Origin of the sequence: Mesorhizobium sp. M8A.F.Ca.ET.218.01.1.1, from assembly GCF_004791165.1 — a bacterium.
Lineage (GTDB): Bacteria > Pseudomonadota > Alphaproteobacteria > Rhizobiales > Rhizobiaceae > Mesorhizobium.
In genome coordinates this window covers 262,954-287,692 of sequence record NZ_SRUZ01000007.1, presented here as the reverse complement: position 1 = coordinate 287,692, position 24,739 = coordinate 262,954, and the positions used below count along the sequence as shown (strand labels likewise).

At 63.8% G+C, this 24,739-nt stretch carries 22 protein-coding genes; 2 read left to right on the top strand and 20 right to left on the bottom strand.

What is annotated here, in order from left to right; genetic code table 11:
• Positions 1-106: 106 nt before the first annotated feature.
• The 7 genes from EN861_RS25220 to EN861_RS25190 all read right to left on the bottom strand — a co-directional run bounded on the left by EN861_RS25220 (position 107) and on the right by EN861_RS25190 (position 9,640).
• The gene (locus EN861_RS25220; protein ID WP_127278345.1) at positions 107-517 is read right to left on the bottom strand and encodes a carboxymuconolactone decarboxylase family protein; all 411 of its coding nucleotides are present in this window, start codon (positions 515-517) and stop codon (positions 107-109) included.
• Positions 518-907: 390 nt separating this feature from the next.
• A complete protein-coding gene (locus EN861_RS25215) occupies positions 908-2,404 on the bottom strand; it encodes a sugar ABC transporter ATP-binding protein (RefSeq protein WP_127278344.1) in 1,497 nt (498 codons plus the stop codon).
• Entirely contained in the window at positions 2,404-3,459 is a 1,056-nt protein-coding gene (locus EN861_RS25210) for a hypothetical protein (RefSeq protein ID WP_127278343.1), read from the bottom strand. Before EN861_RS25210 ends, EN861_RS25215 begins: the two co-directional genes overlap by 1 nt.
• Positions 3,456-5,579 carry an SMP-30/gluconolactonase/LRE family protein gene (locus tag EN861_RS25205; RefSeq protein WP_135866238.1) on the bottom strand — a complete coding sequence of 708 codons (2,124 nt, stop codon included), beginning with the start codon at positions 5,577-5,579 and terminating at the stop codon, positions 3,456-3,458. Before EN861_RS25205 ends, EN861_RS25210 begins: the two co-directional genes overlap by 4 nt.
• Positions 5,580-5,835: 256 nt before the next feature.
• Positions 5,836-6,861, bottom strand: a complete 1,026-nt coding sequence (locus EN861_RS25200; protein ID WP_015317085.1) for a sugar ABC transporter substrate-binding protein — start codon at positions 6,859-6,861, stop codon at positions 5,836-5,838.
• Between the two features lie 87 nt (positions 6,862-6,948).
• Complete coding sequence (locus tag EN861_RS25195; protein WP_127278341.1) at positions 6,949-7,935, bottom strand: ABC transporter permease; 987 nt, start codon at positions 7,933-7,935, stop codon at positions 6,949-6,951.
• 271 nt (positions 7,936-8,206) lie between these two features.
• Entirely contained in the window at positions 8,207-9,640 is a 1,434-nt protein-coding gene (locus tag EN861_RS25190; protein WP_135866236.1) for a DHA2 family efflux MFS transporter permease subunit, read from the bottom strand.
• Between the two features lie 113 nt (positions 9,641-9,753).
• Between EN861_RS25190 and EN861_RS25185 the strand changes: the two genes are divergently transcribed.
• Together EN861_RS25185 and hutH are read left to right on the top strand one after the other, a co-directional pair.
• Positions 9,754-10,755, top strand: a complete 1,002-nt coding sequence (locus EN861_RS25185) for an ornithine cyclodeaminase family protein (protein WP_135866234.1) — start codon at positions 9,754-9,756, stop codon at positions 10,753-10,755.
• Positions 10,752-12,269: a histidine ammonia-lyase gene (gene hutH, locus EN861_RS25180; RefSeq protein ID WP_135866232.1), complete on the top strand. Its 1,518-nt coding sequence runs from the start codon at positions 10,752-10,754 to the stop codon at positions 12,267-12,269. Before EN861_RS25185 ends, hutH begins: the two co-directional genes overlap by 4 nt.
• On the opposite strand, the gene EN861_RS25175 is transcribed toward hutH, so the two are convergent.
• From EN861_RS25175 to EN861_RS25115, 13 genes are all read right to left on the bottom strand, one after another.
• On the bottom strand, positions 12,234-13,034 hold the full coding sequence (locus EN861_RS25175; RefSeq protein ID WP_135866230.1) for a 3-methyl-2-oxobutanoate hydroxymethyltransferase: 801 nt from the start codon (positions 13,032-13,034) through the stop codon (positions 12,234-12,236). The genes hutH and EN861_RS25175 overlap by 36 nt on opposite strands.
• A gap of 34 nt (positions 13,035-13,068) precedes the next feature.
• Positions 13,069-13,383 carry a MocE family 2Fe-2S type ferredoxin gene (locus EN861_RS25170; protein WP_127280341.1) on the bottom strand — a complete coding sequence of 105 codons (315 nt, stop codon included), beginning with the start codon at positions 13,381-13,383 and terminating at the stop codon, positions 13,069-13,071.
• Between the two features lie 28 nt (positions 13,384-13,411).
• Entirely contained in the window at positions 13,412-14,494 is a 1,083-nt protein-coding gene (locus EN861_RS25165) for a fatty acid desaturase family protein (RefSeq protein WP_135866429.1), read from the bottom strand.
• Positions 14,495-14,579: 85 nt separating this feature from the next.
• On the bottom strand, positions 14,580-15,761 hold the full coding sequence (locus EN861_RS25160; RefSeq protein WP_135866228.1) for an aldose 1-epimerase family protein: 1,182 nt from the start codon (positions 15,759-15,761) through the stop codon (positions 14,580-14,582).
• A 10-nt stretch (positions 15,762-15,771) separates the two neighbouring features.
• The gene (locus tag EN861_RS25155) at positions 15,772-16,554 is read right to left on the bottom strand and encodes an ATP-binding cassette domain-containing protein (protein ID WP_127280339.1); all 783 of its coding nucleotides are present in this window, start codon (positions 16,552-16,554) and stop codon (positions 15,772-15,774) included.
• A gap of 2 nt (positions 16,555-16,556) precedes the next feature.
• Entirely contained in the window at positions 16,557-17,561 is a 1,005-nt protein-coding gene (locus EN861_RS25150; RefSeq protein ID WP_245512110.1) for an ABC transporter permease, read from the bottom strand.
• A 56-nt stretch (positions 17,562-17,617) separates the two neighbouring features.
• Positions 17,618-18,562, bottom strand: a complete 945-nt coding sequence (locus EN861_RS25145) for a substrate-binding domain-containing protein (RefSeq protein ID WP_135866224.1) — start codon at positions 18,560-18,562, stop codon at positions 17,618-17,620.
• A gap of 55 nt (positions 18,563-18,617) precedes the next feature.
• Positions 18,618-19,532, bottom strand: a complete 915-nt coding sequence (locus EN861_RS25140; RefSeq protein ID WP_135866222.1) for a sugar phosphate isomerase/epimerase — start codon at positions 19,530-19,532, stop codon at positions 18,618-18,620.
• A 55-nt stretch (positions 19,533-19,587) separates the two neighbouring features.
• On the bottom strand, positions 19,588-20,673 hold the full coding sequence (locus tag EN861_RS25135; RefSeq protein ID WP_135866219.1) for a Gfo/Idh/MocA family oxidoreductase: 1,086 nt from the start codon (positions 20,671-20,673) through the stop codon (positions 19,588-19,590).
• Positions 20,674-20,708: 35 nt separating this feature from the next.
• Positions 20,709-21,779, bottom strand: a complete 1,071-nt coding sequence (locus tag EN861_RS25130; protein WP_135866217.1) for an ABC transporter ATP-binding protein — start codon at positions 21,777-21,779, stop codon at positions 20,709-20,711.
• Between the two features lie 3 nt (positions 21,780-21,782).
• A complete protein-coding gene (locus EN861_RS25125; protein ID WP_135866215.1) occupies positions 21,783-22,874 on the bottom strand; it encodes an ABC transporter ATP-binding protein in 1,092 nt (363 codons plus the stop codon).
• Positions 22,871-23,830: a sugar ABC transporter permease gene (locus EN861_RS25120; protein WP_135866213.1), complete on the bottom strand. Its 960-nt coding sequence runs from the start codon at positions 23,828-23,830 to the stop codon at positions 22,871-22,873. Before EN861_RS25120 ends, EN861_RS25125 begins: the two co-directional genes overlap by 4 nt.
• Positions 23,827-24,687 (bottom strand): carbohydrate ABC transporter permease, encoded by an 861-nt coding sequence (locus tag EN861_RS25115; RefSeq protein ID WP_015317068.1) that lies wholly within the window; start codon positions 24,685-24,687, stop codon positions 23,827-23,829. The genes EN861_RS25120 and EN861_RS25115 overlap by 4 nt, the downstream gene beginning before the upstream one ends.
• Positions 24,688-24,739 lie beyond the last annotated feature (52 nt).

Sequence of the window (24,739 nt, the reverse complement as noted above, 5' to 3'; positions counted from 1 at the left end):
GCCGCCGGCGCGGTTCAGCGCTCGATAGAACTACCGAACCGCTCTAACTCTTTGTTTTTGCGTAATTTCAGATGGAAGGCCGCTATGCGCGTTTCCCGGAACGGCTCTAGCTTTTCACCTCGAATTGCGGATCGACTGGAATCTGCATCGCCGTAACCAGATGATTGGTCTGGCCGGCGAGCCCGATGATCGACACCAGCTCGCCGTGCTGCGCGTCGGTCATGCCCTTGGCGCGCGCCGCCGCCGTGTGCGAGTGGACGCAGTAGGAGCAGCCATTGGCCGTCGACACCGCGATGTAGATCATTTCCTTGGTCAGCGGATCGATGGCGCTGTCCGCCACCATCACAGCCTTCAACTGTTCCCAGATCCGCTTCAGCGCCGCCGGATCATTGGCCAGCCCACGCCAGAAATTGTTGACGAAATCCGATTTGCGCGTCGCCCTGATGTCGTCGAACACCGCCTTCACCGCCGGGATTTTCTCGACCTCGGCATCGCTGAGGAGCTTTGTGGTGGCCATGATCGGGTCCTTTCGTTTGGATGAATAAGGTCGTTGAAACAAGTTTCGAGCAAATGCGGCGGCTAACCAACTTTTTTGACTCGGTTTTTGGCGCTCAATGGCGTGGCGCCTTGAAGGTTGGCCGAAGCACTTAAACTTCGTCATCCCTGGGCGAAGCAGGCGCGAAGCGCCGTCGCGGAGACCCTGGGATCCATGCCGCGACTTTCACCGTAGAGTGCAGCGGAGCCAAATCCTGCACCATAGCAGCGCTTCTGAGTCTCGGCATGGATCCTCGGGTCTGCGCCGCGTCGCTACGCTCCTTGCTCCGCCCGTGGATGACGAAATGACGGATGCCTCGACTAGCCTCCGGTGTTCGATCCAATGGTGCGATCATCCACCTTGTCTCGCCACCTAATGCACCGCCGCGTACATGATCCTCTCCTCCGTCGCCTCCGCCGGTGAAAACTCCTCGACGATGCGCCCTTGCCGGCAAACCAAAATGCGATCCGACAGGTTCATGATCTCAGGCAGGTAGGACGAGATGACGACCACCGCCAGCCCCTCATCCACCAGCCGGTTGATGATCTGGTGGATCTCGGCGATCGCGCCGACGTCGACGCCGCGCGTCGGTTCGTCGAAGATGACGATGCGCGGCTTCTGCACCAGCCCCTTGCCGATCACCACCTTCTGCTGGTTGCCGCCGGACAGTTCGACGACGCGCGCATTGTCGTTGATCGCCTTGATGTTCAGCGTCTTGGTCCATTCCGCCGAAAGCTGCCGCAACTCCTGCTGGTTGATCACCCAGGCCTGTTCGCGGCCCGCCGCCAGCAGCCCGCCGAACAGGTTCTCGGCGATGCCCATCGTCTCGAAGATGCCTTCGCTCTTGCGGTCCTCGGTGACATAGACAATGCCGTCGGCCACCGCTTGGCTCGGCACGAGATAGCGCACCGGCCTGTCGTCCAGTTCGATCGCACCGCCGCGCAAAAAATCGCGCTTGTAGATGCCCGACACGATCTTGAACGTCTCGGTGCGGCCCGAGCCGATCAGGCCGAACACGCCGGTGATCTGGCCCTCGAAGATCGAGAAGGAATTGTTGCGCACGACGTTGCTCATCGAAATGTCCTGCACCGACAGCACTTTCTTGCCGGCCTTGCGCAGCCTGGCCTCATCGCGCTGGCGGTAGATCTGGCCCGACAGCGTGCGCCCGACCATGGCGGCGACGATCTTGTCGCGGTCGAAGGCCGACGTGTCGTCGGTGATGACCAGCTCGCCGTCGCGCAGGATGGTGATGCGGTCGGCAATCATCAATGCCTCTTCCAGCGCGTGGCTGATGAAGACGATCGAGACACCGTTCGCCTTCAGCCGCCGGATCAGTGCGAAGAAATGCCGCTTCTCCTCCGGCGTCAGCGTCGCTGTCGGTTCGTCGAAGATGATGATCTCGGCATTGTGGTGCACGGCGCGCGCGATCTCGACCATCTGCCGCTTGGCGGCGCCCAGCGTCGCCACCATGGCGTTCGGATCGACCGGAAAATTCAGCGACTGCAGGAACTGCTGTGCTGAAATATACGTGCCGCGCAGCCGGTTGAGGAATTTTTCAGTACCGAGATAGAGGTTCTGCGCCACCGTCATCGACGGCACCAGGCTGGTCTCCTGGAACACCATGGCAATGCCCGCTTCGAGCGCGGCATGCGGTGAGGCGTAGGCGATCTCCTGGCCCTTATGGAACATCTTGCCCGAGGTGGCATCGACCACTCCGGCGATGATCTTGGTCAGCGTCGACTTGCCGGCACCGTTCTCGCCGAGCAGCGCATGGATTTCGCCCTTGCGTAGCTCGAAGGTGACGTTCTTCACCGCGGGCACGCCGCGGTAATTCTTGGTGACGTTCTCGAGGCGAACTATCGGTTGCATCAGAAACCTCCCGAGGCAAGGTCGACGGCCAGCACGCAGTCGCCGCCCTTCGAGGCGATCAACAGCCCGCCGTCCCTTTCCGCCACGCTGCAGATGCCGTGGCGCGTGCCGTTGGCGCGGCTGTGCAGGCTGAACTGCGGCTGCATGTTTTGATCGAGCCTGACCACCAGCCCGTAGGAGCGGCTCGGCGACCACGGCTTGTGGATGCCCATGGTTCGGATGCCGCCGCATTGCAGCGGCTCGAGGAAGCTGCGGTTTGAGGCCAACGCCGGCGCGATCCAGTAGGCCGGCGGCACCTGTCCGATCATGTCCTGGCGATAGTGCGTTTCCTGCAGCACGAATTCGATCAGCCGGTTGCGCGGCGCGAACAGGGCCAGCCACGCGCCACCATCGCCGGCCGGCGACAGCCGCGCGGGATAACCGGGCAGATGCGTCAGCACGGTCGAGCGATCGCCGGTCGTGCCATCGAAACGGACGAGCTGGTGGCGCCAGCTCTCGCTCACCAGCACGTCCCTACCGAGGGGATGGAGCCCGTAAGGGAACGCAATGTCGCCGGCCAGCTTGCTGAACTCACCGCCTGCCGCATCCCGCTTCCAAAGCGAACCGGAGGCGCCCTTCTTCATCAGATCGGCGGCCCATTGCGACGGCGTGTGCTCGGCCGACCCATTAGCCAGCCAAAGCCCGCCGTCCTCGGCATAGGCAAGAGCGGTGATGCAACGGATTCCGGCTGGCAGCGACACCTCCCTGGCCGCGATGAACAGCTTGCCGCTCTCCAGCGCTACCGTGAGTTCGCCTGAAGGCGACAGCGACAGCGCCGTGACAGGAGACGGAAAGGTCTCGACCACGGCGGGTTCCACACCGACAGCAATCCCAAGGACGGCGTTGCCGCTTGAGGCGAGCAGCCGGCCACCGGCAACCAGCAGATTGTCGGGCTCGGTCAGTTCGGCGAAAGCCGACGCATCATCGAGCCGCGTGTTCGGCCGGAAGGCGCCGTCGAGCGGCGGGATGGTCACTGCCTTGCCGCGAAACATATCCAGGATCGGATCGAGGATCATGGTTGCGCCCCCCAATAGGAAGCGGGGCTGGTCCAGTTCGGGTCGGCACCCCTGATCTTGTAGCGGCCGATGCGGTTGTTGAGGATGCCGCCGACGAACAGATATCCCTTGTGCTCGCGCATCGAGGTGACCATCGGGTGCGCGCCGCCCGTCAAGTCGCCCATCGCCTCGACGATGCCGCCCTTCTCGTTGAATTTCACCACGCCGCCGGTGTTGATGTTGGGAAACAGCCATTCGTCCTGCGGCAGCCGGCGCGTCATGCGCTTGCGCATGTCGGGATGGCGCAGCGAGAGGTCGAAGCTCGGCGTGCGCATACCCAGCCACGCCATCCAGTAATTGCCGTCCGAGGCCCGGTTGATGTTGTCAGGATACCCCGGCATGTCGCGGATGACACATTCGGCGGTGCCCGCCTTCGGCCCTTCCAGCCAGTAGCGATGCACGCGGCAGGCCCAGCTTTCGGCGAAGAACAGCGACTTGCCGTCATGCGCCATGCACACACCATTGGTGTAGCGATAGCCGTCGAGCAGCGTCCTGGTCGACCCGTCCCTGGGGTCGTAGACCAGCAGCCGTCCGGTGGCGCGGTTCTCGATCGAGTCCAGCGCCCAGTCATGGGCGTCGTAGCGCTTGGTCGAGTCCGTAAAATAGATGCGCCCGTCCGGAGCGATGTCGCAATCATTGGGATCGCGCAGCCGTGCATCGTCGACGATCGAGGTCCAGGAACGCGACGTCTCGGCCGACAGACGCTTCACCTCGCGCTCAGGCGACACGGAATAGAGTCCCATCGCGCCAACGCAGCTGATGAGATTGCCTGATTTGTCGAAGGCGAGCCCCAGCGGAAAGCCGCCAATATGGGCGAACACTTCCGACCTGACATAATCGGGCGCGAAGAAGCGGACGATCTCGCCATGGCGGGTGCCGCAATAGAGATTGTCGTCGCGGTCGAGGATGACGTCTTCAGGCCCCTCCAGTTCGCCAAGCCCGATATGGTCGGCTGAAGACAACCGGTTGTCGAGCGCGTAAGGCGTGCCGGAGCCCGGCACCGCGGACTGTGTTTCGCCCATCTTGAGATAGACCGGCGCGACATAGACCTCGTTCAGCACCTTGTGGCGGTTCTTCAGCCAGCGGATGTCGATGGTCACAGCCACCGCAAGCATGATGCCCAGAACCATCTGGTTGGTGCCGGTGCCGTAGCCGAGCCGGATCAGCCCGTTGGTCATGGTGAGCACAATGATGGCGCCCATCAGGCCCTTGATCACCGAACCGCGCCCGCCGCCGAGGCTGACGCCGCCGACCACCGCAGCGGTCAGCGCCATGATCTCCAGGTTGAGGCCGGTGCCCGGCCCCGCCCCGCTCAACCGGCAGGCGATGAGAAAGCCGCCGATCGAGGCGCAGAAGCCGGAAAAGACATAGGTCATGAACACGGTGCGGCGCACCCGGATGCCGGCATTGTGCGCCGAGCGGCGGGAACCGCCGACCGCCAGCACATGCCAGCCGGGCCGCGAGCGCGTCAGCGCGATATGGGTGACGATGGCGAGGATGATTGCCAGCCACACCGAGACCGAGAGCCCCCAGAAGGCGCTGTCGCCTATGAAATCGAGCACGTCAGACGTAGCGGTCGAAAGCTGCACATCGGCGGCATAGGTGATGACCAGAATGTCGAACAGCGCCCGCCCGAAGATGAAGGTCACCAGCGTGGTGAGGAAGGCGCGCAGCCGGAGATAGCCGACGAGGTAGCCGTTTATCGCGCCGAACACGAGGCCGGTGGCGAGCGAGGCGGCCAGCGCCAGCCAGATCGACTGTTCCAGGATGAAGAAGACATAGACGGCGGAGAAACAGGACAGCGCGAAGATCGAACCGACCGAGAGATCGATGCCGCCGCCCAGCATCACCACGGTCATGCCGGTGACGACCATCGAGAACTCGCCGAGCTGGCGGGTCGATTCCTGCAGCGAGGAGAGCTTGAAGAAGCCCGGAATGATCGAGCCGAAGGTCGCCAATGTCACCACCAGCGCCAGGAAAGGAATGGCGTTGTCGGTCCAGCGCTTGGTCAGGATCTCGCCGACCAGATGGTCGGGCACGAGATTGTAGCGCCAGGACTGAAGGCGTTCGCGAAAGGTCATCGGCTGCTGCTATTCCATGAGAAAAAGGGCCGGGTTGTTCCCGAGGCATGGCTTCGGGTAATTCTCGATCTCGCCGCTGCCCTCATCCGCCTGCCGGCACCTTCTCCCCGTATAGAGACGGGGAGAAGGGAAGCGCACCAACGTCGGCGTCCCCCTCTCCCCGTTCTTCACGGGGAGAGGGTAAGGGTGAGGGCAGCGCAAACCGCTAGCGATTAGAGATGGCCCAAGCCACCTCGCTGACATTAACCGCGCGACACTATTTCGCCGCCGCCTCGGCCTGCAGCGCCTTCAGGTCCCAGCAGCTGTCGGGCTTGAGGTCGGCCTTGGTCGTCGCCTTCTCCAGCGTGTAGATGTAGGTGTGCGAGGTGCCGGCCGGCTGGCCGCTCTGCAGCAGGAATTTTATGATGGCGTTCATGTCGCCCGACTGGCGTGCAAGATCGGTCATCACCACGGCGCCATAGGTGCCGTCATTCAGCTTGTCGCAATCGGCCGCCTTTTCGCCGCCGCCGGTGGTGACCAAAAACACCTTGCCGTCAAGCTTGGCGTCGCGGATCGCGGCGGATGCACCGGTCGCGTCACCATCCCAGAAATCGATGATCGAGCAGATGTCGGGGTTCTGCTGCAGCATGGTCGTGGTGACGTTGCGCGAGGTCGTGGCATCCCAGTTGGAGTCGGGCTTTGCCACGACCTTGAAGTCGGGATGCTTGTCCAGCACCTTCATGATGCCGGCATACTGGTAAAGGCTGGAAGAATTGGCCTGGTCGCCCTGCACCAATCCGATTTTCTTGGACGAGTTCTCGCCGCAACCCTTGATCGCCGCTTCAGCCTCGAGCTGGCCGAGCCGGTCCCAGTCGCTGCCGACAAAGGCGTCGGCGGGAAAATTCGCCGGATTGTCGACCAGGATTACATAGGTGCCGGCCGCCTGCGCCTTCTTCATCAGCTTGGAATAGGAGTTGAGGTCCGGTGCATGGATGATCAGCACATCTGGCCTTGTGTCCGAAGAGATCGCATCGGTGATCGCCTGCGCGCCGGCATCGACCACCCAGTTCGGATCGCGCGTCTCGAACGTGCCGCCCCAGGCCTCGACCTCCTTCTTCAGGTAATGCGCCCAGCCCTGCGCCAGGTCGAAGCCCATCGCCAGCGGCACCAGCATGACACGCTTGCCTTTCAGCGCTTGTGCATAGGCAGCAGGGCCTGGATCGTCAGCGGCGAAGGTCGGCGCCACGAAGGCGGTGACGGCAAGGGCCGTGGCAGCCGCCATGAGTGTTCTGATCAGTTTCATGTGTCATCCTCTGGTTCGGTTTTCATTGCCGGCCGATCGTTCCGATCGCACCGGGTACCCCGAGCAAGATGGGCTAGCCCATCTGCCCTAAATATCGCCCTGCTGCGCGGTCTGTTCGTCGCGCGGATTGATGATGCCGTCGACGATGATGGCACCGAGCAGGATCGCCGCCTTGATCAGGTTCTGGTAGAGCAGCGGAATGTCGATGATGGTCATGGCGTTGAGCAGGATGCCGATCAGTGCTGCGCCGACCAGCACGTTGCGCACGCCGCCTCGCCCGCCCGACAATCCGATGCCGCCGATCACCGCCACCAGCACGATGTCGTAGAGCAGCGTCGAGTTGACGACCCGCGTGTTGATCGAGTGCAGGCTGGCCGCCGTCAAAAGGCCTGCGATCAGCGCCACGAAAGCGGACAGCACATAGCGCAGCACCAGCATCGGCCGCACAGGAATGCCGATGTTGCGCGCCGCCACCGGATTGTCGCCGGCGAAATAGATGTAGCGGCCCCATTTGGTGTAGCGCAGGAACAGGAAGAACAGGAAGGCGAGCCCGGCGAAGACGAACACCTCGATCGGAACGTCGAGAAAGCGCAGGCCGCCGAGCAGTTCCACCCAATGGCCCTGAGGCACCGGCACCGCGTCCTGCGTGATCAATTGCGAACGCACATAGCCGAAGACGAAGGAGCCGGTCGCCAGCGTGACGAAGATCGCCGGCACATCGGCATAGGCGACGAGAAAGCCGTTGAGCAGGCCGATGGCGAGCACGCCGGCCAGCACATAGGCGAAGGCCAGCCCGTCCGGCGTTCCGGTGTTGAGCAATTGCAGGTACCAGGCGACCGACATCGCCATGATCGCCACCGCCGACAGGTCGATGCCGCGGCCGATGATGACGACGGCCATGCCGAGCGCCAGTATGCCCAGCACCGACACCGAGCGGACGATGGCGACGAGATTGTTGGGATCTATGAAACCCGGCAGGCCAATTGCGGCGGCGACGAACAGCACCACCGCTATGGCAAAGACAATGCCTTCCTGATTCAGGCTCCTGAAGTTCAGCCAGCCGGCCATGTTCATTGTCTGCTTTCACCCCGATGGCAGCGCTGCCACCCCTGGGTCGAAAACTAATCGGCTCAGCGTCGCTTCGTCAAATGAATCCGCGTTCAAAACGTGGGCTTGCGATGAGATTCGCAAAGTGGACGCATTGATTGCCGAATCTGGCGCAATGCCCGGAAACTTAAACGCTTTTGGCAATTGTTTGCACCATCTCGGCGCATTGCGAAAGCGTCACACCAAGGCGAAAGGCGAAGACGGAATTTAACCCCGCGATGGTCGGGAAAATTCGATTTCAGTTCCCGGCAACATGGCCCGAGACCTCGGCGCCGGCGGTCCTCGGCAACATCAGGAAACGAAACGACGTCACCAGCCCGATGACGCCGATCACCAGGAAGGCTGCTCGAAAATCCACGAGATCGAGCGCCGGCCGGCCTCTCGCGATCTGCGACAGGTTGAGGATCGCCGCCGCCACGGCAACGCCGAACAGCATCGCCACCTGCTGCAGCATCGAAGACAAGGTCGCTGCGGAACTCCGCTGCCCGGCGGCGATATCGGCGAAGGCCAGCGTGTTGAGCGCGGTGAACTGCATCGAGCGCGACAGGCCGGCAATCAGCATCAGCGCCACCACCAGCGCCTGCGGCGTCTGCGGCGAGATCGCCGCGCAAGCCATGATCGATGCCGACGCGATGATGCCGTTGACGACCATCACCGAGCGAAAGCCGAAGCGACGCAGCATCGGCGTCGTCACCGTCTTCATGCCGAGATTGCCAAGGAAATAGGCCAGGATCATCATGCCGGCGTCGACGGGCGAGAGGCCGAAGCCGACCTGGAACAACAGCGGCAATAGAAACGGCGTGGCGTTGATCGCAACCCGGAAGATGGTGCCGGCGGCAAGCGTCGAGATGGCGAAGGTCTGCACCTTGAACGACGACAGGTCGAGCAGCGGATGCGGCGCGCGATGGAGATGACGCACCGCCAGCCATCCGACGACGATCCCCGCCGCGATCAGCCCCACCGTCGGCAAGGCGCCATCCTCCGGATGCGCGATGCGCTCCAGGCCATAGAGCAGGCAGGCGAGCCCCAGCGACGTCAGGAAGAAACCCGGCCAATCGAGCGGCTTGGGATCGGCTTCACGGTCACCGGGGATGAAGCGGGCGACCAGCGCCAGCCCGATCATCCCGAGCGGAATGTTGATGAAGAAATTCCAGTGCCAGGACAGATAGGTGGTGATGAAGCCACCGAGCACCGGCCCGACGACAGGCGCGAAGAGCGCCGGCCAGGTGATCAGAGCCGTGGCGTTGAGCAATTCGGATTTCGACGCGTTGCGCAGCACCAGGATGCGGCCGACCGGCGTCATCAGCGCGCTGCCCAGGCCCTGCACGGCACGGGCAATGACGAATCCGGTCAGGTTCTGCGAAAAGCCGCAGGCAAGCGAAGCCAGTGTGAACAGCGCGATGGCGACGAGGAAGATGTTACGCGCGCCAAAGCGGTCGGCGAGCCAGCCCGACAGCGGCACGAACACCGCCATGGTCAGCATGTAGACGGTGATGCCGATGCTCATCGCCACCGCCGGCACGCCGAACGATTCCCCCATCTGCGGCAGCGAGGTCGAGATGATTGTCGAATCCAGCAATTGCATGAAAAAGGCGATGGCGACGATCAGCGCCACACGCCGCGAATTCCCGGCTCGGTCGGCTGAAGCTTCGGTCTCGGAAATGGCAGTCATGACGGACCGCTTGAACAGCATTTGGCCGACGGCGTCCAGACAAGAGCCAACAAACTTTCGTGTCGCGTCGCGGCCTGTTATGGATGAGCGGGGTGGCCGAGGAACGCAGACGCATGAAGCCTATCTATATCGACTACCTCAATGCCCTCGACATCGAAGCCCTTGCCATGACCGATGCCGAGATCATCGGCGCGGTCGAGGCCGGGCTCATCGCACAAGGCAAGGGCCAGACGGTGATCGAGCCGCGTGTCCACCTCGAACCCGACCCGTCCTTCCACGGCCATTTCAATGTCCTGCGTGGCTACGTCGCGCCGCTCGACACGGCGGGCGTGAAGATCGTCGGCGACTATGTCGACAACTACCTTCACGGCCTGCCTTCGGAATTCGGCATCCTGAACTTATTCGATCCGCGCACCGGCACGCCGCGCGCCATCCTCGACGCCACCGTCATCACCGACATGCGCACAGGCGCCGTCACCGCCATCGGCGCCAAACATCTGGCGCGCAAGAACTCGAAGGTGCTCGCCCATATCGGCGCGCGCGGCACCGCCTACTGGAACGTGCGCCTGCTCGACCATCTCTTCGATTTCGACGAAATCCGCGTCCATTCGCGCCGGCCGGAAAGCCGCGACGGCTTTGCCGCAAAACTCGCCTCCGACCTTGGCAAGCCGGTCACAGCGGTCGCCGACTGGGAGAGCTGCGTCAAGGGCGCCGACATTGTCGTCGAGGCATCCCGCCTGCCCGAGCCGCAACCACTGCTGAAGACAGAATGGATCAAGCCCGGCGCGCTGGTCGTGCCCTATGGCACGATGAGCGCGGTGGAGCTGTCGCTGACCGACATCATGCAGAAGATGGTCGTCGACGATTGGGGCCAGTGCAAGGGTGGCAAGTTCGGCTCGCTGCGCGCCCATGTCGAGACCGGGCGGCTGAGCGAGACGACGCTGCATGCCGAACTCGGCCAGATCGCCGCCGGCCTGAGGCCGGGACGGCAGAGCGACGACGAAACCATCCTGTTCTGGCATCGTGGCCTGTCGCTGTCCGACATCGCGCTTGGCAAAGCGATGCTGGCGAAGGCGCAGGCGCAAGGCATTGGCCAGAGGCTGCGCTTCGCATGAGCGCGCTCGTCCTCACCGGAGCCGGCGTCAGCGTCGGCGATGTCGCCGCCGTCGCCCGCGAGGCCCGCAAGGTGGAAATCGGAGCCGATGTCATCGGCGGGCTGGAGAAGGCGCGAAAGGTGCTCGACCAGGCCGCGGCCTCGGGCCAGCAGATCTACGGCCTGAACACCGGTCTCGGCGCCAATCTCGGCACCTCGGTCGAGGGTGACGCCAGCGCCTTCCAGCGCCAGTTGCTCGAAGGCCGCAGCGGCGCCGTTGGCGAGGCCCTGCCGGTCGAAACCGTGCGGGCAACCATGCTCGCCCGCCTGACAATGCTGTCGGCGGGCGGCTCCGGCCTGTCGCCCGCCGTGTTCGTTGCCCTGGTCGATGTCCTCAACGCCGGCGTCCATCCGGTGATGCCGTCGCTCGGCTCCATCGGCGCCGGCGACCTCGTGCTGATGACCGCGATCGCCCGCCTGCTGGTCGGCGAAGGCGAAGCCGATTATCAGGGAAGGCGCATGCCGGCGGTCAAGGCGCTGATGATGGCCCGCCTCGGCCCCATCGGCCTGGCGCCCAAGGATGGGCTGTCGCTGATCAACGCTTCCGCTGTCTCCGCTGGCGGTGGCGCGCTTGTGGTCACGGACGCGCTTTCGGCTCTTGCCCAGCAACAGCAGGCCGGCGCGCTGACCATGGAAGGGTTTGGCGCCAACCGCACCATCCTCGACCCGCGCCTGCACATGGCGCGGCCGGCGGCCGGCCAGCAGGAAGCCGCCAAGGCGCTGCATGATCTTCTCGCCCGCGACGAAGCGCCGGCGCCCACCACCCTACAGGACCCGCTGTCGATCCGCTGCATGCCCTCGATCCATGGCGCACTGATCGAGGCGATCGGCCAGGCAGAACGCGCCGTCGAGGTCGAACTCAATGCCGCCGCCGACAACCCGCTGGTTCTGAGCGACGACGGGCTGGTGCTGTCGACCGGCAACTTCCACACCGCTTCGCTGGCGCTGGCCTTCGAGGCGCTCAGCCTGGCAATCGCTCAATGCGCGGCCGCCAGTGCAGCCCGCTTCATCCAACTCACCGGCTCGGGCCGCAACGGGCTGCCGAAATATCTGTCGCCGGTCGGCGGCGCCTCGGCCGGTTTCGTGCCGTTGCAGAAGACGGTGACGTCGATCCTGGCCGCCATCCGCCACAAGGCCAATCCGGTGATGCTCGATTTCCTGCCCGTCTCGGAAGGCGTCGAGGATCACGCCACGCAGACGCCGCTGGCGGTTTCGAAATGCGCTGACATGATCGTGCTGTGGCGGCGGTTGATCGCTTTCGAACTGATGGCGGCCGCCCAGGCCGTCGACCTGCGTGAAGGGTTGACGCTGGCACCAGGCACGTCAGCCGTCCACACGGCGATACGCGCGCTGGTCCCTTCCCTGAAGGAGGACCGGCCGCTCGGCGTCGATGCGGAAGCACTCCACGCCGCGCTGGCCGGCAATGCGTGGCGGCCGGCCCTAGCTCCGGCCGACCTTGTCGAGAAACAGGCGTAGCTCGGTCGGGTCCATGTGCACGATGTGCCTGTCCTCGGGATAGGCGCCGCTGTTGACGTCGGCGACATATTCGGAGAACGCCGCCACCCGCTCGGCCTGCAGCCGGTCATACTCGGCGGCGAAGTTGCGGTAGACCTTGGAGTGGCGCGGCATGTGGCCTCTGTTCTGGCCAAGGATGTCGTCGGCGAATAGATATTGCGCGTCGCAGCCGGTGCCCGCGCCCATCGACAGCATGATCAGCGACGTCCGCTCCGAGATCGCCTTCGCCACTTCGACCGGCACAACTTCTATTTCGGCGCCGATGGCGCCCACTGCCTCCAGTTGCTTCACCGCCTCGAACACCTGCATGGCCGTGTCGGCGGACTTGCCGACAGCCTTGAAGCCGCCTGTCCAGGTCGCGCGCGATGGAATGAGGCCGACATGGCCGATGACGGGAATGGCATCGTCCGCCATCCGCTTGATGGTGGCATAGCCGGCGCTGCAATAGACCGCGTCGGCGCCGGCCTTGTAGAGCCGAAAAGCCCAACGCAGGAAATCGTCCGATGTGCCGATCTCGTAGAAATTGTCGCCCGGCATGGTGAACAGGCTGGGCGCCGCATCGCGGTATTGCGGATTGAGCACCAGTTCGGGCGGCACCGAGACGATGTCGACCCCTGCCCGCTCGGCGGCTTCCGCTTCATCCAGTGTCAGCACGCGCAGCATGGTCAGCTGCCGCCTGCCCTTCATGGCGCGCAGATCGGCGACGGTCGGTCTCTTTCGGCTCATTGAACTCTTGTCCCTGTTTCTGGATGGCGGCTCGTCAGCCGATCTCGATCATCACCTTGCCAGCTTCGATTCGGACTGGATAGGTCTTGAGGTTGACGCAGACCGGCGCGCCCTTGGCCTGGCCGGTCTTGTAGTTGAAGCGGCCATTGTGCTTGGGACATTCGATGATGTCGTCCATGACAAGCCCGTCGGCCAGATGCGCCTTTTCATGCGTGCAAAAACCATCGGTAGCGAAGAACTCGTCATCCGGCGAGCGATAGATCGCGAAGCTCCGCCCACCATGGTCGAAGCGGATGACATCCTCTTCCTCGACATCGTCCACGGCGCACGCTTCCAGCCACTCGGCCATCTCAATCTCCTGCGGACATTATCGATCGCTATTCGGCCGCCGCCGACATATCGACCTCGTGGAACTCGCCGCGATAGGGCCTGGCCGTCGGCGGCAGTTCGCGCTTGAGGTAATAGTCCTCGTATTTCAGCTGCCGGAGCAGCACCGGCCAAACCTCGCGGTAGGCATGCCACATCGACGGGTTCGGCTGGGGCAGATCATGCTTGATCAGTTCGTGCAGCCTGGGCAGCGCGTGATAGGGCACCATCGGGAACATGTGGTGCTCCACATGGTAGTTCATGTTCCAGTAAATGAACCGGCTGATCGGGTTCATGTAGACGGTGCGGGTGTTGAGCCGGTGGTCGACGACATTGTCGGCCAGACCGATATGCTGCAGCAGGCCGGTCGTCACCATGTGCCAGGTGCCGTAGAGGCGCGGCAGGCCGATCAGCACCAGCGGTATCCACGACCTCAGCGCGATGGCAAGCGCGATCGTCCCGACATAGATGGCGACGTGCCAGCGGGCGGCGACGACCGCCCTATGCTGTTCCATCTCGGGGATATAGCTCTTCTCTTCATCCGACAGCCTGCCGAAGGCCTGTCGCACCAGCGTCGGCAGCGAATAGCGGAAATCGAGAATGCCGGTGAACGCCAGCCCCGCCTTCAACAGGTCGGGCGGCCGCATGACCGCGATCTCGGCGTCGCGGCCGACGATGATGGTGTCGGTGTGGTGGCGGGCATGGCTCCAGCGCCATTGCACGGGATTGCGCATCAGCATGAACGAGGCGATGTGATAGACGACATCGTTCATCCAGCGCGTGCGAAACGCCGTGCCATGGCCGCATTCGTGCCAGCGCGAGTCGCTCGACGAGCCGTAGAGCACGCCATAGACGAACAGGAACGGCACCACCCACCACGAACCCCAGAACCAGACGATGCCGGCGGCCGAACCCAGGATCGCGACAATCCAGATCACCGTGTCGCGGATCGCCGGACCGTCGGAACGCTGCATCAGTTCCTTCATCGCCTTGCGCGAGACGTCGGTGTGATACCACTCGGCCGAGGCGAGCCCGGTCTCGATCGCCGCCCTGGTGCTTTCGCCGACCAGGCTGTAGTCGCGCTTCTTTGCCATCGTCGTCACACTGACCTCCAATCGTCGCGCACCGCTGGCAATCCGGTCCGCCGGCCGGAGGGCTTGCTTTGGATGAATGTCGCGCTCATGTCCTGCCGGCCAGTCTTGGAAAGTTTCCGGAAGGCTCAGGATAATCCTGCTCGGGCTGTCGGGCGATAGCCGCGATCCTGGCTTCGGCCGCCGCGATCTCACCGGCGCCGTCGAGAACCCGGAACACCGCGTCGTAGGCCCGGCTTTCGCCATGCTCCAGCCAGATCATCTCGCCGCGCTCGCGGGCGGCGAGATCGCCCAGCACATGGTGGGTCGAAGGCTCCATCCCCAGCGCGTACTGCCCGGCCTGGAAATTCTGCCACTGGTAGGCACACGGCAACTGGTCCTTGCGCGTCACCAGTTCGAGACCGAGCCCGATGCGGTCGTTGACGACGGCCACCGGCACCTCGCCATTGGCATCGGCAGCCATCTCATGCTGCCAGACCTGTTCGCTGAAGCGCGGTTGCGGCGCAGGCGCCGTGCGATAGCCGACCTTCTGCGCCGCGTAGCGCTCGCCGGCATGGCCGGCCCAGACGACGTCGCGGATCGGCGCCAGATAACGCGAGCCCTCATCCAGCAAGGGATGGCTGATATTGACATGATAGAAATACATATGCGGCGTGCGGTTGAAGCCGTGATTGACGACATGGTCGGAAAGCCGGATCTCGTTGCCGCCGACATCGGCCTCGATGCGGCGGATGAGATGGAGGTCCTCGCCGAATACCGCCGATTGCTGGACGATGCCTTCGGCCCACAGCACGCAACGGTCGCCGTCCCAACGCTCGCCATAGCCGGTCAGCCGCGCCGGGATGGTGCCGACACGGCCATGCAGCGAATGGAGCACCGTCTTCCTGCCGGGGTAGTTGTAGCTGTCGGCGGGTACGGTCTCACGGCCCAGAACATGGTCGAGGCCGCAGGTGACGAGCAGGCCGGAGAAAGAGCGCGCCCAGGCCAGCCCCCCTTCCCCTTCATACTCGTGCAGGCCCGGATGGCGAAAGCCGCTCGGTGAATGCCAGCCGATCGCCTGGCCCTTGAAGTCGCAATCGGCGATGTCGAGCGCCCGGTCGACCAGCGCGGTGAAGCGCAGGCCCGAGCCGGTGCGGAATTCGAGCATACGGATGCCGCGCTCCACACCGTCGCCGAGCGTCATCAGCCGCACGCCGGCGAATTGCGACAGCATGCCGGATCGCTCGGCCACTTGCCGGCGTGACAGCGTCTTGCCGTATAGCTCTACCATGCGACGCCCTTCACTTTGCCCTCGCCTCCTTGAGCAAGGCCGACATGTCGGCGCCGGTGATGATGCTTTCCACGGTCAAGAGGTCGGTGTCGGCGACCGTCTGTTCGGCGACGATCTCACCGCGCCGCATCACGACGATGCGGTCGGCGACCTGGAAGACATGGTGGATGTTGTGGGTGATGAGCAGCACCGAATGGCCCGCATCGCGCACCTCCTTGACGAAACGCAGCACGCCATGGGTCTCCTCGACGCCGAGATTGTTGGTCGGCTCGTCGAGGATGATGACCTTGGCGGCAAACTGCATGGCGCGCGAGATCGCGATCGACTGACGTTCGCCGCCAGAAAGTGTGCTGACCAGCGCGTCGGCGTCGAGCTTTTTCGAGATGCCGACGCGCTTGAGCAGTTCGGAGGCGGCCTTGCGCAGCTTGGCGAGGTCGAGCGGCGCGAACACGCCGAGCCAACCGAAATTGACCGGCTCCCGGCCGAGGAAAAGATTGCGCGCGATGCTGAGGTCCGGCGCCAGCGACGTGTCCTGGTGGATGGTCTCGATGCCGAGGTCCATCGCATCCCTGGTCGAGCGGATCGAGACCTTCTCGCCGCGCACATAGATGTCGCCGCGATCGACCGGAAACACACCCGAGATCGCCTTGATCAGCGTCGATTTGCCGGCGCCATTGTCGCCGAGCAGCGCCACCACCTCGCCTTCCCGCAGTGTCAGCGAGGCGTTCTTCAGCGCCCGCACGCTGCCGAAGGACTTTTGCAGGTTCTGCAGCCGAAGTACTTCTTGCGTCATCGTCAGCCCCTTGCGGCGTTCTTCTGCAGCAAAGCGTGCAGGATGAGCATGGCGAGGATGATCAGGCCGACAAAGATGTTGTAGGCGAGCCCCGGCACGCCGATCAGCACGATGCCGTTTCGGATGGCGCGCAGCATCAGCGCGCCGACGATGGTGCCGAGGATCGTCCCGCGTCCGCCGGTCAGCGCCGTGCCGCCGACGACCACCATGGCGATCACTTCCAGCTCGTAGCCGGTGCCGGCCACCGGCGAGGCGGCCGAGATGCGGAAGGCGCTGATCATGCCGGCAAGACCGGCCAGTACCGAGGTCGCAACGAACAGCCAGATCTTGACGGTATCGGCCGGCACGCCGCGCGCAACCGCCGCGTTGCGATTGGAACCGATGGCGCTGATCCAGTTGCCGAGTTTGGCGTAGCGCAGGATGTAGATGGCAAACAGCGAGAGGCCGATGAACCACCACAGCGAGGTGTAGAAGCGGAACGAACCGATGTTGAAGCTGCCCGCGAGCAACGTCACGAAGAAGCCGGGCTGGTCCCAGGATTTCAGCGGAAAGCCCTGCGTGATGTAAAGCGCTGCCCCGCGCACGACGAGCAGCATCGACAATGTCACCAGGAAGGACGAGATGCCGATCTTGGTGACGATCAGTCCGTTGATCGCGCCGATCGCGATGCACAGCACAAGTCCGGCCAGCAGCGCGACCCCGATATCGACGCCCCCATTCTGCACCAGCAGCATCACCACCACAGGCGCCAGCCCGAACACCGCGCCAACGGAAAGGTCGAATTCGCCTGCCGTCAAAAGCAGTGTCATGCCAAGCGCGATGATGCCGAGCTCGGGCAGGAACGCCATCATGTTGGAGATGTTGAGCGGCGACAGGAAATTGGCGTCGGCGACAGCGAACACCGCCAGCAGCACGATGAGGATGATGAAGGAGGAGAATTGCGGCGAGCGCAGCAGGCTGGACCTACCTTTCGCCCTCGGCGCGTCGTCTTCTGCGGCAATTGTCATGACTGCTTGGACCATGCTTGGAAAAACGCCCGCCGCTTTAGGCGGGCGCCGGCTTCTCATTTCTTGTCGTAGAGCTTCAGGATCGGCTCGACGCTGGCGGCGTCGTAGAGACCGAAAGTATGGATGTCGTAGCCGATCGGTTCGCCCGAGGCAGCGAGCCCGAGCAGCGCCACCGGCATGAAGCCCTGCGCCGACGGGTACTGCCAGGCGGCGGCATTGACGAAGCCGTCCTTGACGGCTTGCGCCGTCTCCTTCGAATTGCCCCAGCCGACGACGGGGATCTTGCCCGCCGCCACACCGGCGCCGTCGAACACGCGCTTGACGCTGGCCGCCACGGAATCGCCGAGCGCAATGATAGCCGGCGGATTGTTGGCGACCATGTAGTCGGTCATCTTGGCGATGATGCCGGCCGGGTCGGTGCCGCAATCGACCACGTCATATTTGATCCCCAACGGATCGAAAACGCTGGCAATACCCTCCGTCTCGAGCTGTTGGTAGCTGGCGCCGGGAACCTCGACCGGCAGGAACACCTTGTCGCCCTGCTTCACCATCTTGTGGTCGACGAGGTATTTGGCCCAGGTCACGCCGGCTTCCTTGAGGTCGGCTCCGACATAGGCTTGGCGTCCGGTCGCCGGATCGTCGGTGTTGAAGAACACGATCGGGATGCCGGCCGCCTTTGCCGCTTTCACCTCCTCGGTCCACAGGCCGGGCTGCGCCGATGTCGTGGCGATGCCGTCGGGCTTGGCGGCAAGCGCCGAATTGAAGGCCTCCTTCTGTGCCGCCATGTCGCCGCCGCTGAAGGAGATCTTGCAGGTCACCTTGAGCTGGTCGCAGGCCTTGGTCGCGCCGGCGTTCCAGTCGATCCAGAACGCATCCGACGGGCCGCCATGCGACAAGAGATAGAAGGTCTTCTGGCCGTCCTGCGCCTGCGCCGTCGTGCCAAGGGCGACGCCGGCGAGCACTGTCGCGGCGGCAGCCAGTTTCCAAGCGAATTTCAACATTCTTTCCTCCCTTGTTTGGAGCCACGCCGCCATGCACCGGCAGCGCGGCGGGCCATCACAGACCGTTGGCACGGAACTTCCCGTCGAGGAATTTCTTGGCGCGCGGCACGTCGTCCTCCGACAGATGCTCGATGATCACCGGGATGTTCGGGTGCTTTTCCGCCAGCCGCTTGAGATAGAGGTCGTAGTTCAGCGAGCCGAGGCCGGGCGCCGGCAGTTCGATCTCGCCGACGCCGCGGAACGTATGGCTTTCCATCGCATCGGCGTCGCCGATATCGGCGTGCTTCTCCGACTTGTCGTCGCCAGAACGCTTGACGTCCTTGGCATGCGCGATCTTGATCTTGTCGGTCAGCGTATCGAACACCTGGTTCAGGATCTGGTCCATCCGGTCGATGTTGTGGGTCTCGAAATAATTGGTCGGATCCATTAGCAGGCCGAGACCGGGATGATCGACCTGCGCGAACATCCTGACCGTCTCCTCGACCGAGCCGACGACGTTGTTGACATAGGTTTCGAGCAGGAACACCGCGCCGTGGTCATAGGCCGTCTGGGCGAGGTCGGCGATCACCTTGCGGCATTCCTCGAACCCTTCCTCGGTCTTGTTCTTGGGGTGATGCACCCAGTCGGATTCGGTGTTGTAGGTGCCGGTTTCAGAGATCACGTAAGGCGAGCCGAAATGACGGGCGTTACGGATAATCTCCTTGAGATAGCCGACGCGCTTGTCACGCTCGGCTTTGTCAGGATGAATGATGTTGGTGTAGCCCGACACGCAGCAGACCGGCAGATTGTTGTCGCGGAAGACGTCGCGCACCTTCTTGGCCTTGTCCTTGGTGATCTGGCCGGCCGACAGGTCGACATCCCTGAAATGCAGGTCGAGCTGCACCGTATTGAAACCGAGCCCGCGGATCTTCTTCGCCGTCTCTTCAAGGCCGTACGGGAAATAGCCCGTGAAAATACCTGCCTGCATCATGATGTGAATTCCTCCCTGTAAGCGATTCAGTTGTCTGGCGTTTCAGTTGCGATGATCAGGTGGCGATTTCGGAAAGCTTGACCGTTCGGCCCTCGTCGATCGAGCGGTAGCCCGCTTCGACCAGCGCCATGGTCTTGACGTTGTCGGCGACCGACAGCGCCGGCGGCGTGCCTGTCTTCACCGCGTGCTGCAGCTGCTCCATCACGCCGATGAAGGCATGTGGGAACCACATCGTCTCCCAGCTTGGGCTCACCCATTCGCCGCCGGTGGTCTCGGTCGAGGCATAGGTGAGTGTCGAGGCGGCACCCGTCGGCCAGCCGATCATGCCCTTGGCGACGCCCTTGGTGCCGTCGACGCGCCAGTTGATGTGCTGGTCGTCGCGATAGCCCTCCTGGCGCGGACCGGACCAGACGTCCTCCAGCGACACGGCGAGCACGCCTGTGGGGAAACGCAGTGTCGAGACGGTGATGCCGTCGGAATGATCGAATTTCGTGCGCGGATCCTTACGCGTCAGCGTGGTGATCTCCTCGGGATCACCGAACAGGAAGCGCAGCACGTCGAGATGGTGCACGCTCATATTGGCGAGCGTCAGCCGGTCGTAACCCTGAAGGAAAGTCTGCCAATGCGGGATGGCATGCATGTCGATCTGCGCGAAGACGATATCGCCCAGCGCGCCGCTGTCGATGATCTGCTTCAACACGCGCATCGACTGGTCGTAGCGCATGTTCTGGTTGACCGAGAGGATCTTGCCAGCCTCCGCAGCCTCGTCGCGCAGCTTGACGGCTTCCTCGACCGACAGCGCCAAAGGCTTCTGCGCCAGGATCCCCTTGATATGCTTCTGCTTCAGCGCATGGCGGATCAGCGCCGGCTGCTGGTCGGGCGGAAAGGCCAGGTCGATGATCTCGACATTTGCGTCCTCGATCAGTTGTTCAGGCGTGTCGTGGACGGTCGGGATGCTCCAACGGTCGGCGACCTTTTGCGCATTCGCCTTTGTGCGCGAAGCGATCGCCACCACCGGGAACCCCGCCTCCTTGTAAGCGGCCAGGTGGCACTCGGCCATGATCATGCCGGCGCCGACGCAGCCGATCCTGTATTCCTTCGTGCGGACCTTCACATCCGGCTCGAAGCCCTTGCCTGTCATGCCTTCCTCCCGAAATTCTGTCCTCGCGGCCGCATTCATCTTGCCAACGCGCCTCCGCCCTGTCCGAAATAATGCACGCGTGCCGGCTCGCAGGATATCGCCACCATCGCATCGGGCCTGATATCGGGCTGGCCGCGCAGCAGTGCCTTCAGCCGCGCCTGCCCGGCGGCGAGCGTCACCACGGTGTAGCCGCCAAGCGGCTCGACCTCGAACACCCGCGCCGGGCGGCCCCGGCCCGCCTTCTCGTTGTCGCTCCAGGGGCTGACCTTGATGTCCTCCGGCCTCAGTCCGATCTCGACTGCGTCGGCCGGAGCCGCGCGGTCGGCGATGCTGAGCGCGCCTTCGGCGGCTTCGACGCCGCTCTCGCCGCGAACGGATTTGAGGATGTTCATGACAGGCGAACCGAGCAGCCGCGCCACATAGGTGCTGACCGGGCGGTCATAGATCTCGGCCGGCGCGCCGATCTGCCTGATCCTGCCATTGTCCAGGATGGCGATGCGGTCGGCGATCGACATCGCCTCTTCCTGGTCATGGGTGACATAGATCAGCGTCTTGCCGAGGTCGCGCTGGATGCGCTTCAACTCAACGCGCGTTTCCTCGCGCAGCCGCGCATCGAGCGCCGAGATCGGATCGTCCATCAGGTAGGCATTGGGATCGCGCACCAGCGCCCGTGCGATCGCCACGCGCTGCCGCTCGCCGCCCGAAAGCTGTGCCGGCGGCTTGTGCAGGATATGACCGATATGCAGCTTGGCCGCGACATCGGCGACGCGCCGCTTGATGTCGACGTCGGCGACCTTCCGCTCGACCAGCGGAAAGCGGACATTGTCGAGCGCGCTCATATGCGGGAACAACGCCAGGTTCTGGAACACCATCGCCACGTTGCGCTCGGCCGGCGACACGGTGTTGACCGGCCTGCCACCGATGAGGATTTCGCCGGCATCCGGCGTCTCCAGCCCGAGCACCAGCCGCAGGATGGTCGACTTGCCCGACAGCGGCGGCCCGAAGAAGCAAAAGAACTCGTTGTCGTTGACGGTGAACGAGGCATCGTCGACGGCGAGTGTGTCGCCGTAGCGTTTCGTGACATTGCGGAAGACGATATCGGCCATGGCTCAGCCCGCCCCCATCGCAAGGCCGCTGACGGCGTCGAAGACGCGCACCGATGGCGCCGCGGGTGCGACGACGGCGGCCTGCCCGATCGACAACCCGACATCATTGTCGAACACCGCTTTCACGGCGCCCTCGCCCTGTCCGAGATGAACGATGGTACGTGCACCGATGCGTTCGACGAAGGTGACAGGCATGGCAAGCCCGCGCCCGTCTTGGGCCAAGGCCACCTGTTCCGGCCGGAAGCCGTAAAGCACCTCGCCGCGTGCGCCGCGCACACTGGCCGCCAGCTCATCCGGCAATGGCGGCGTGATGCCCAGCGGTCCGAGATCGACGACCAGACCCCGGTCGCTCTCCGCCGGCCTGCCCTTGAGCAGGTTCATGCCCGGCGCGCCGATGAAGCGGGCGACGAAGACATTGGCCGGATTGTTATAGACCTCCAGCGGCGTGCCGACCTGCTGCAGCACGCCATGGTCCATGACCGCGATGCGGTCGGCCATGGTCATCGCTTCCAACTGGTCGTGGGTGACGTAGACCATGGTTTGCTTGAACTGGCGCTGCAGCTGTTTCAGCTCGGTGCGCATGACCGCGCGGAAGGCCGCGTCGACATTGGACAGCGGCTCGTCGAGCAGGAATATCGCCGGCTCCATGATCGCCGAGCGGCCGATCGCCACGCGCTGCAGGATATTGACCGAAAGCCTGTCGGCCTTGCGGTCGAGCAGCGGCGTCAGTTGCAACAGCTCTGCGATGGCGCCGACGCGCCGGTCGATCTCGGCTTTCGCGGCACCGCGCATCCTCGGCCCGTAGGCAAGATTCTGGCGCACCGTCATATGGGTGAAGATGGCATAGTTCTGGAAGACGAAGCCGACGCCGCGCCGCCCCATCGGCACCCCGGCCATGTCGCGCTCGCCGAACAGGATCTTTCCGCTGGTCGGCTCTTCCATGCCGGCGATCATGTTCATCGTCGTCGACTTGCCGCAGCCGGACGGCCCGAGCAGCGCCATGAACTCGCCGTCTGATATGTCGAGGTCCATGGTCTTCAGCGCCGTGAAGTCGCCGAATGTCTTGGTGAGGTGCTTGAGTTGGATCGTGCTCATGCCGGCACCTGCCTTGCCCGCGCCATGCGCTTCATGGCGAACACGGCGACGATGGAGAGCACGACCAGGATGGCCAGCGCGATCGCCGCGACATAGCCCCAGATCAGATCCTGCGTGGTGACCTTGTAGATGTAGACGGAGATGGTTTCGGTGGCGACGCCGGGGCCGCCGCCGGTCATGATGTAGAGCGTGTCGAAGATCTTGAAGTTCTCGATCACCCGGATCGCCAGCGCGATGATGATGATCGTCTTCATCTTCGGCAGCACGATGGTGGTGAAGCGCTGCCAGGGATTGGCGCCGAGCAGCGTCGCCGCCTTGATCTGGTCCTCCGGCACGCCGACGAGGCCCGCAAGCAGGATCAGGAACATCAGCGGCGTCCACTGCCAGATATCGGCGATCATCACCGCGATCAGCGCCAGCGTCGGGTCCGACAGCCAGGCGATGGTGACTTGCGTGCCGGTGACTGCCGACAGGATGTCGTTCACCGGGCCGCCCGACTGGAACAGCATGAAGAACATGTAGCCGGCCACCGCCGGCACCACCATCATCGGCATCAAGAGGATCGAATAGAAGATGCGCTTGCCGGGAAAATCGTCGGCGAACAGCGTCGCAAGTGCCAGGCCGAGCAGGAACTCGGCTGGCACGCAGACGATCATGACGATGGCAGTGCGCTTCAGCGCGCTCCAGAAGCGCGCGTCGGCGGCGAGGTCGGTGTAGTTGGCGAAGCTGTTCCACATCTCCCAGGCGTTCCACCAGCCGAGGCCCGAGAGCGGCGACCAGTCGGTGACGCTGATGTAGAGCTGCATCAACAGCGGAAAGGCCGAGATGAACAGCACCAGGATCTGCGCCGGCAAGGTCAGGCGAAAGCCCAGCCGTGTGCCTTCGTCGCGCAGGACTGGCTTGCCGCGCACGGCGCCCATCTCGTCCTCCGAAATCGTTGCGGTCAAGGCGCTCATTGCTTGAGCGCCCCAAAGGTCAGCCCGCGCACCAGATGGCGCTGGATGGCGATGCCCATGATGACCGGCGGCACGGCGGCGATCAGCCCGAGTGCTGCCTTGGCGCCATAGAGCTGGCCGGTCATCGACGACGACAGCGAGGCCATGTAGACCGGGATCGTCACCCATTCGCGCGTCGTCAGAAGCAGCGCGATCAGATAGTCCGACCAGTTGAGGATGAAGACGAAGAGGGCCGCACTCGCCAGCGGCGCGCGCATCATCGGCAACGTGATGCGGGTGAAGACGCGCAGCCGCGAGCAGCCTTCGACCAAGGCGGCTTCCTCGATCTCGCGCGGCATGTCGTCGAAGAAGGTCTTCATCAGCCAGAAGGCGAACGGCAGCGTGACGATGCCATAGATCAGTGCCAGACCCCACCAGCTGTCGGTGAAATTGAGGAAGGCCCACATGATCATCACGGGGATCATGACGGCCATCGGCGGAAACAGCCTGAGCTGGATCAGCGCCAGCGGCAGGTTCTGCCCCGAGCCGAAGCGCGACAGGCCATAGGCGGCGGCCGTGCCCGCCGACATGGCGATCGCGGTGCCGAACACCGCCGACAGCAGCGACGACAGGATCGGCTTTAGCGCGGTGCGGTCGAGCGCCACGATCAGATTGTTGGTGGATTCGCCGAACACGAACTGGAAATTGCTGAGCGTCGGGTTCTTCGGCCACCATGTCAGGTCCGCACCCGTCGCCGACCATTCGGCGATCGGCTTGAAGGCCATCGACACCATCCACAGGATCGGCACCAGCGTGACGGCCATCGCCGCCAGGATCGCGGCGTAGCGGAATATCTCGAAGGGGACGGAACGCTTCATCTGGCTGCTTTTGCTGGTGGCGTCGGTTGCGGAGGGGAAGAGCTTTCGCCCC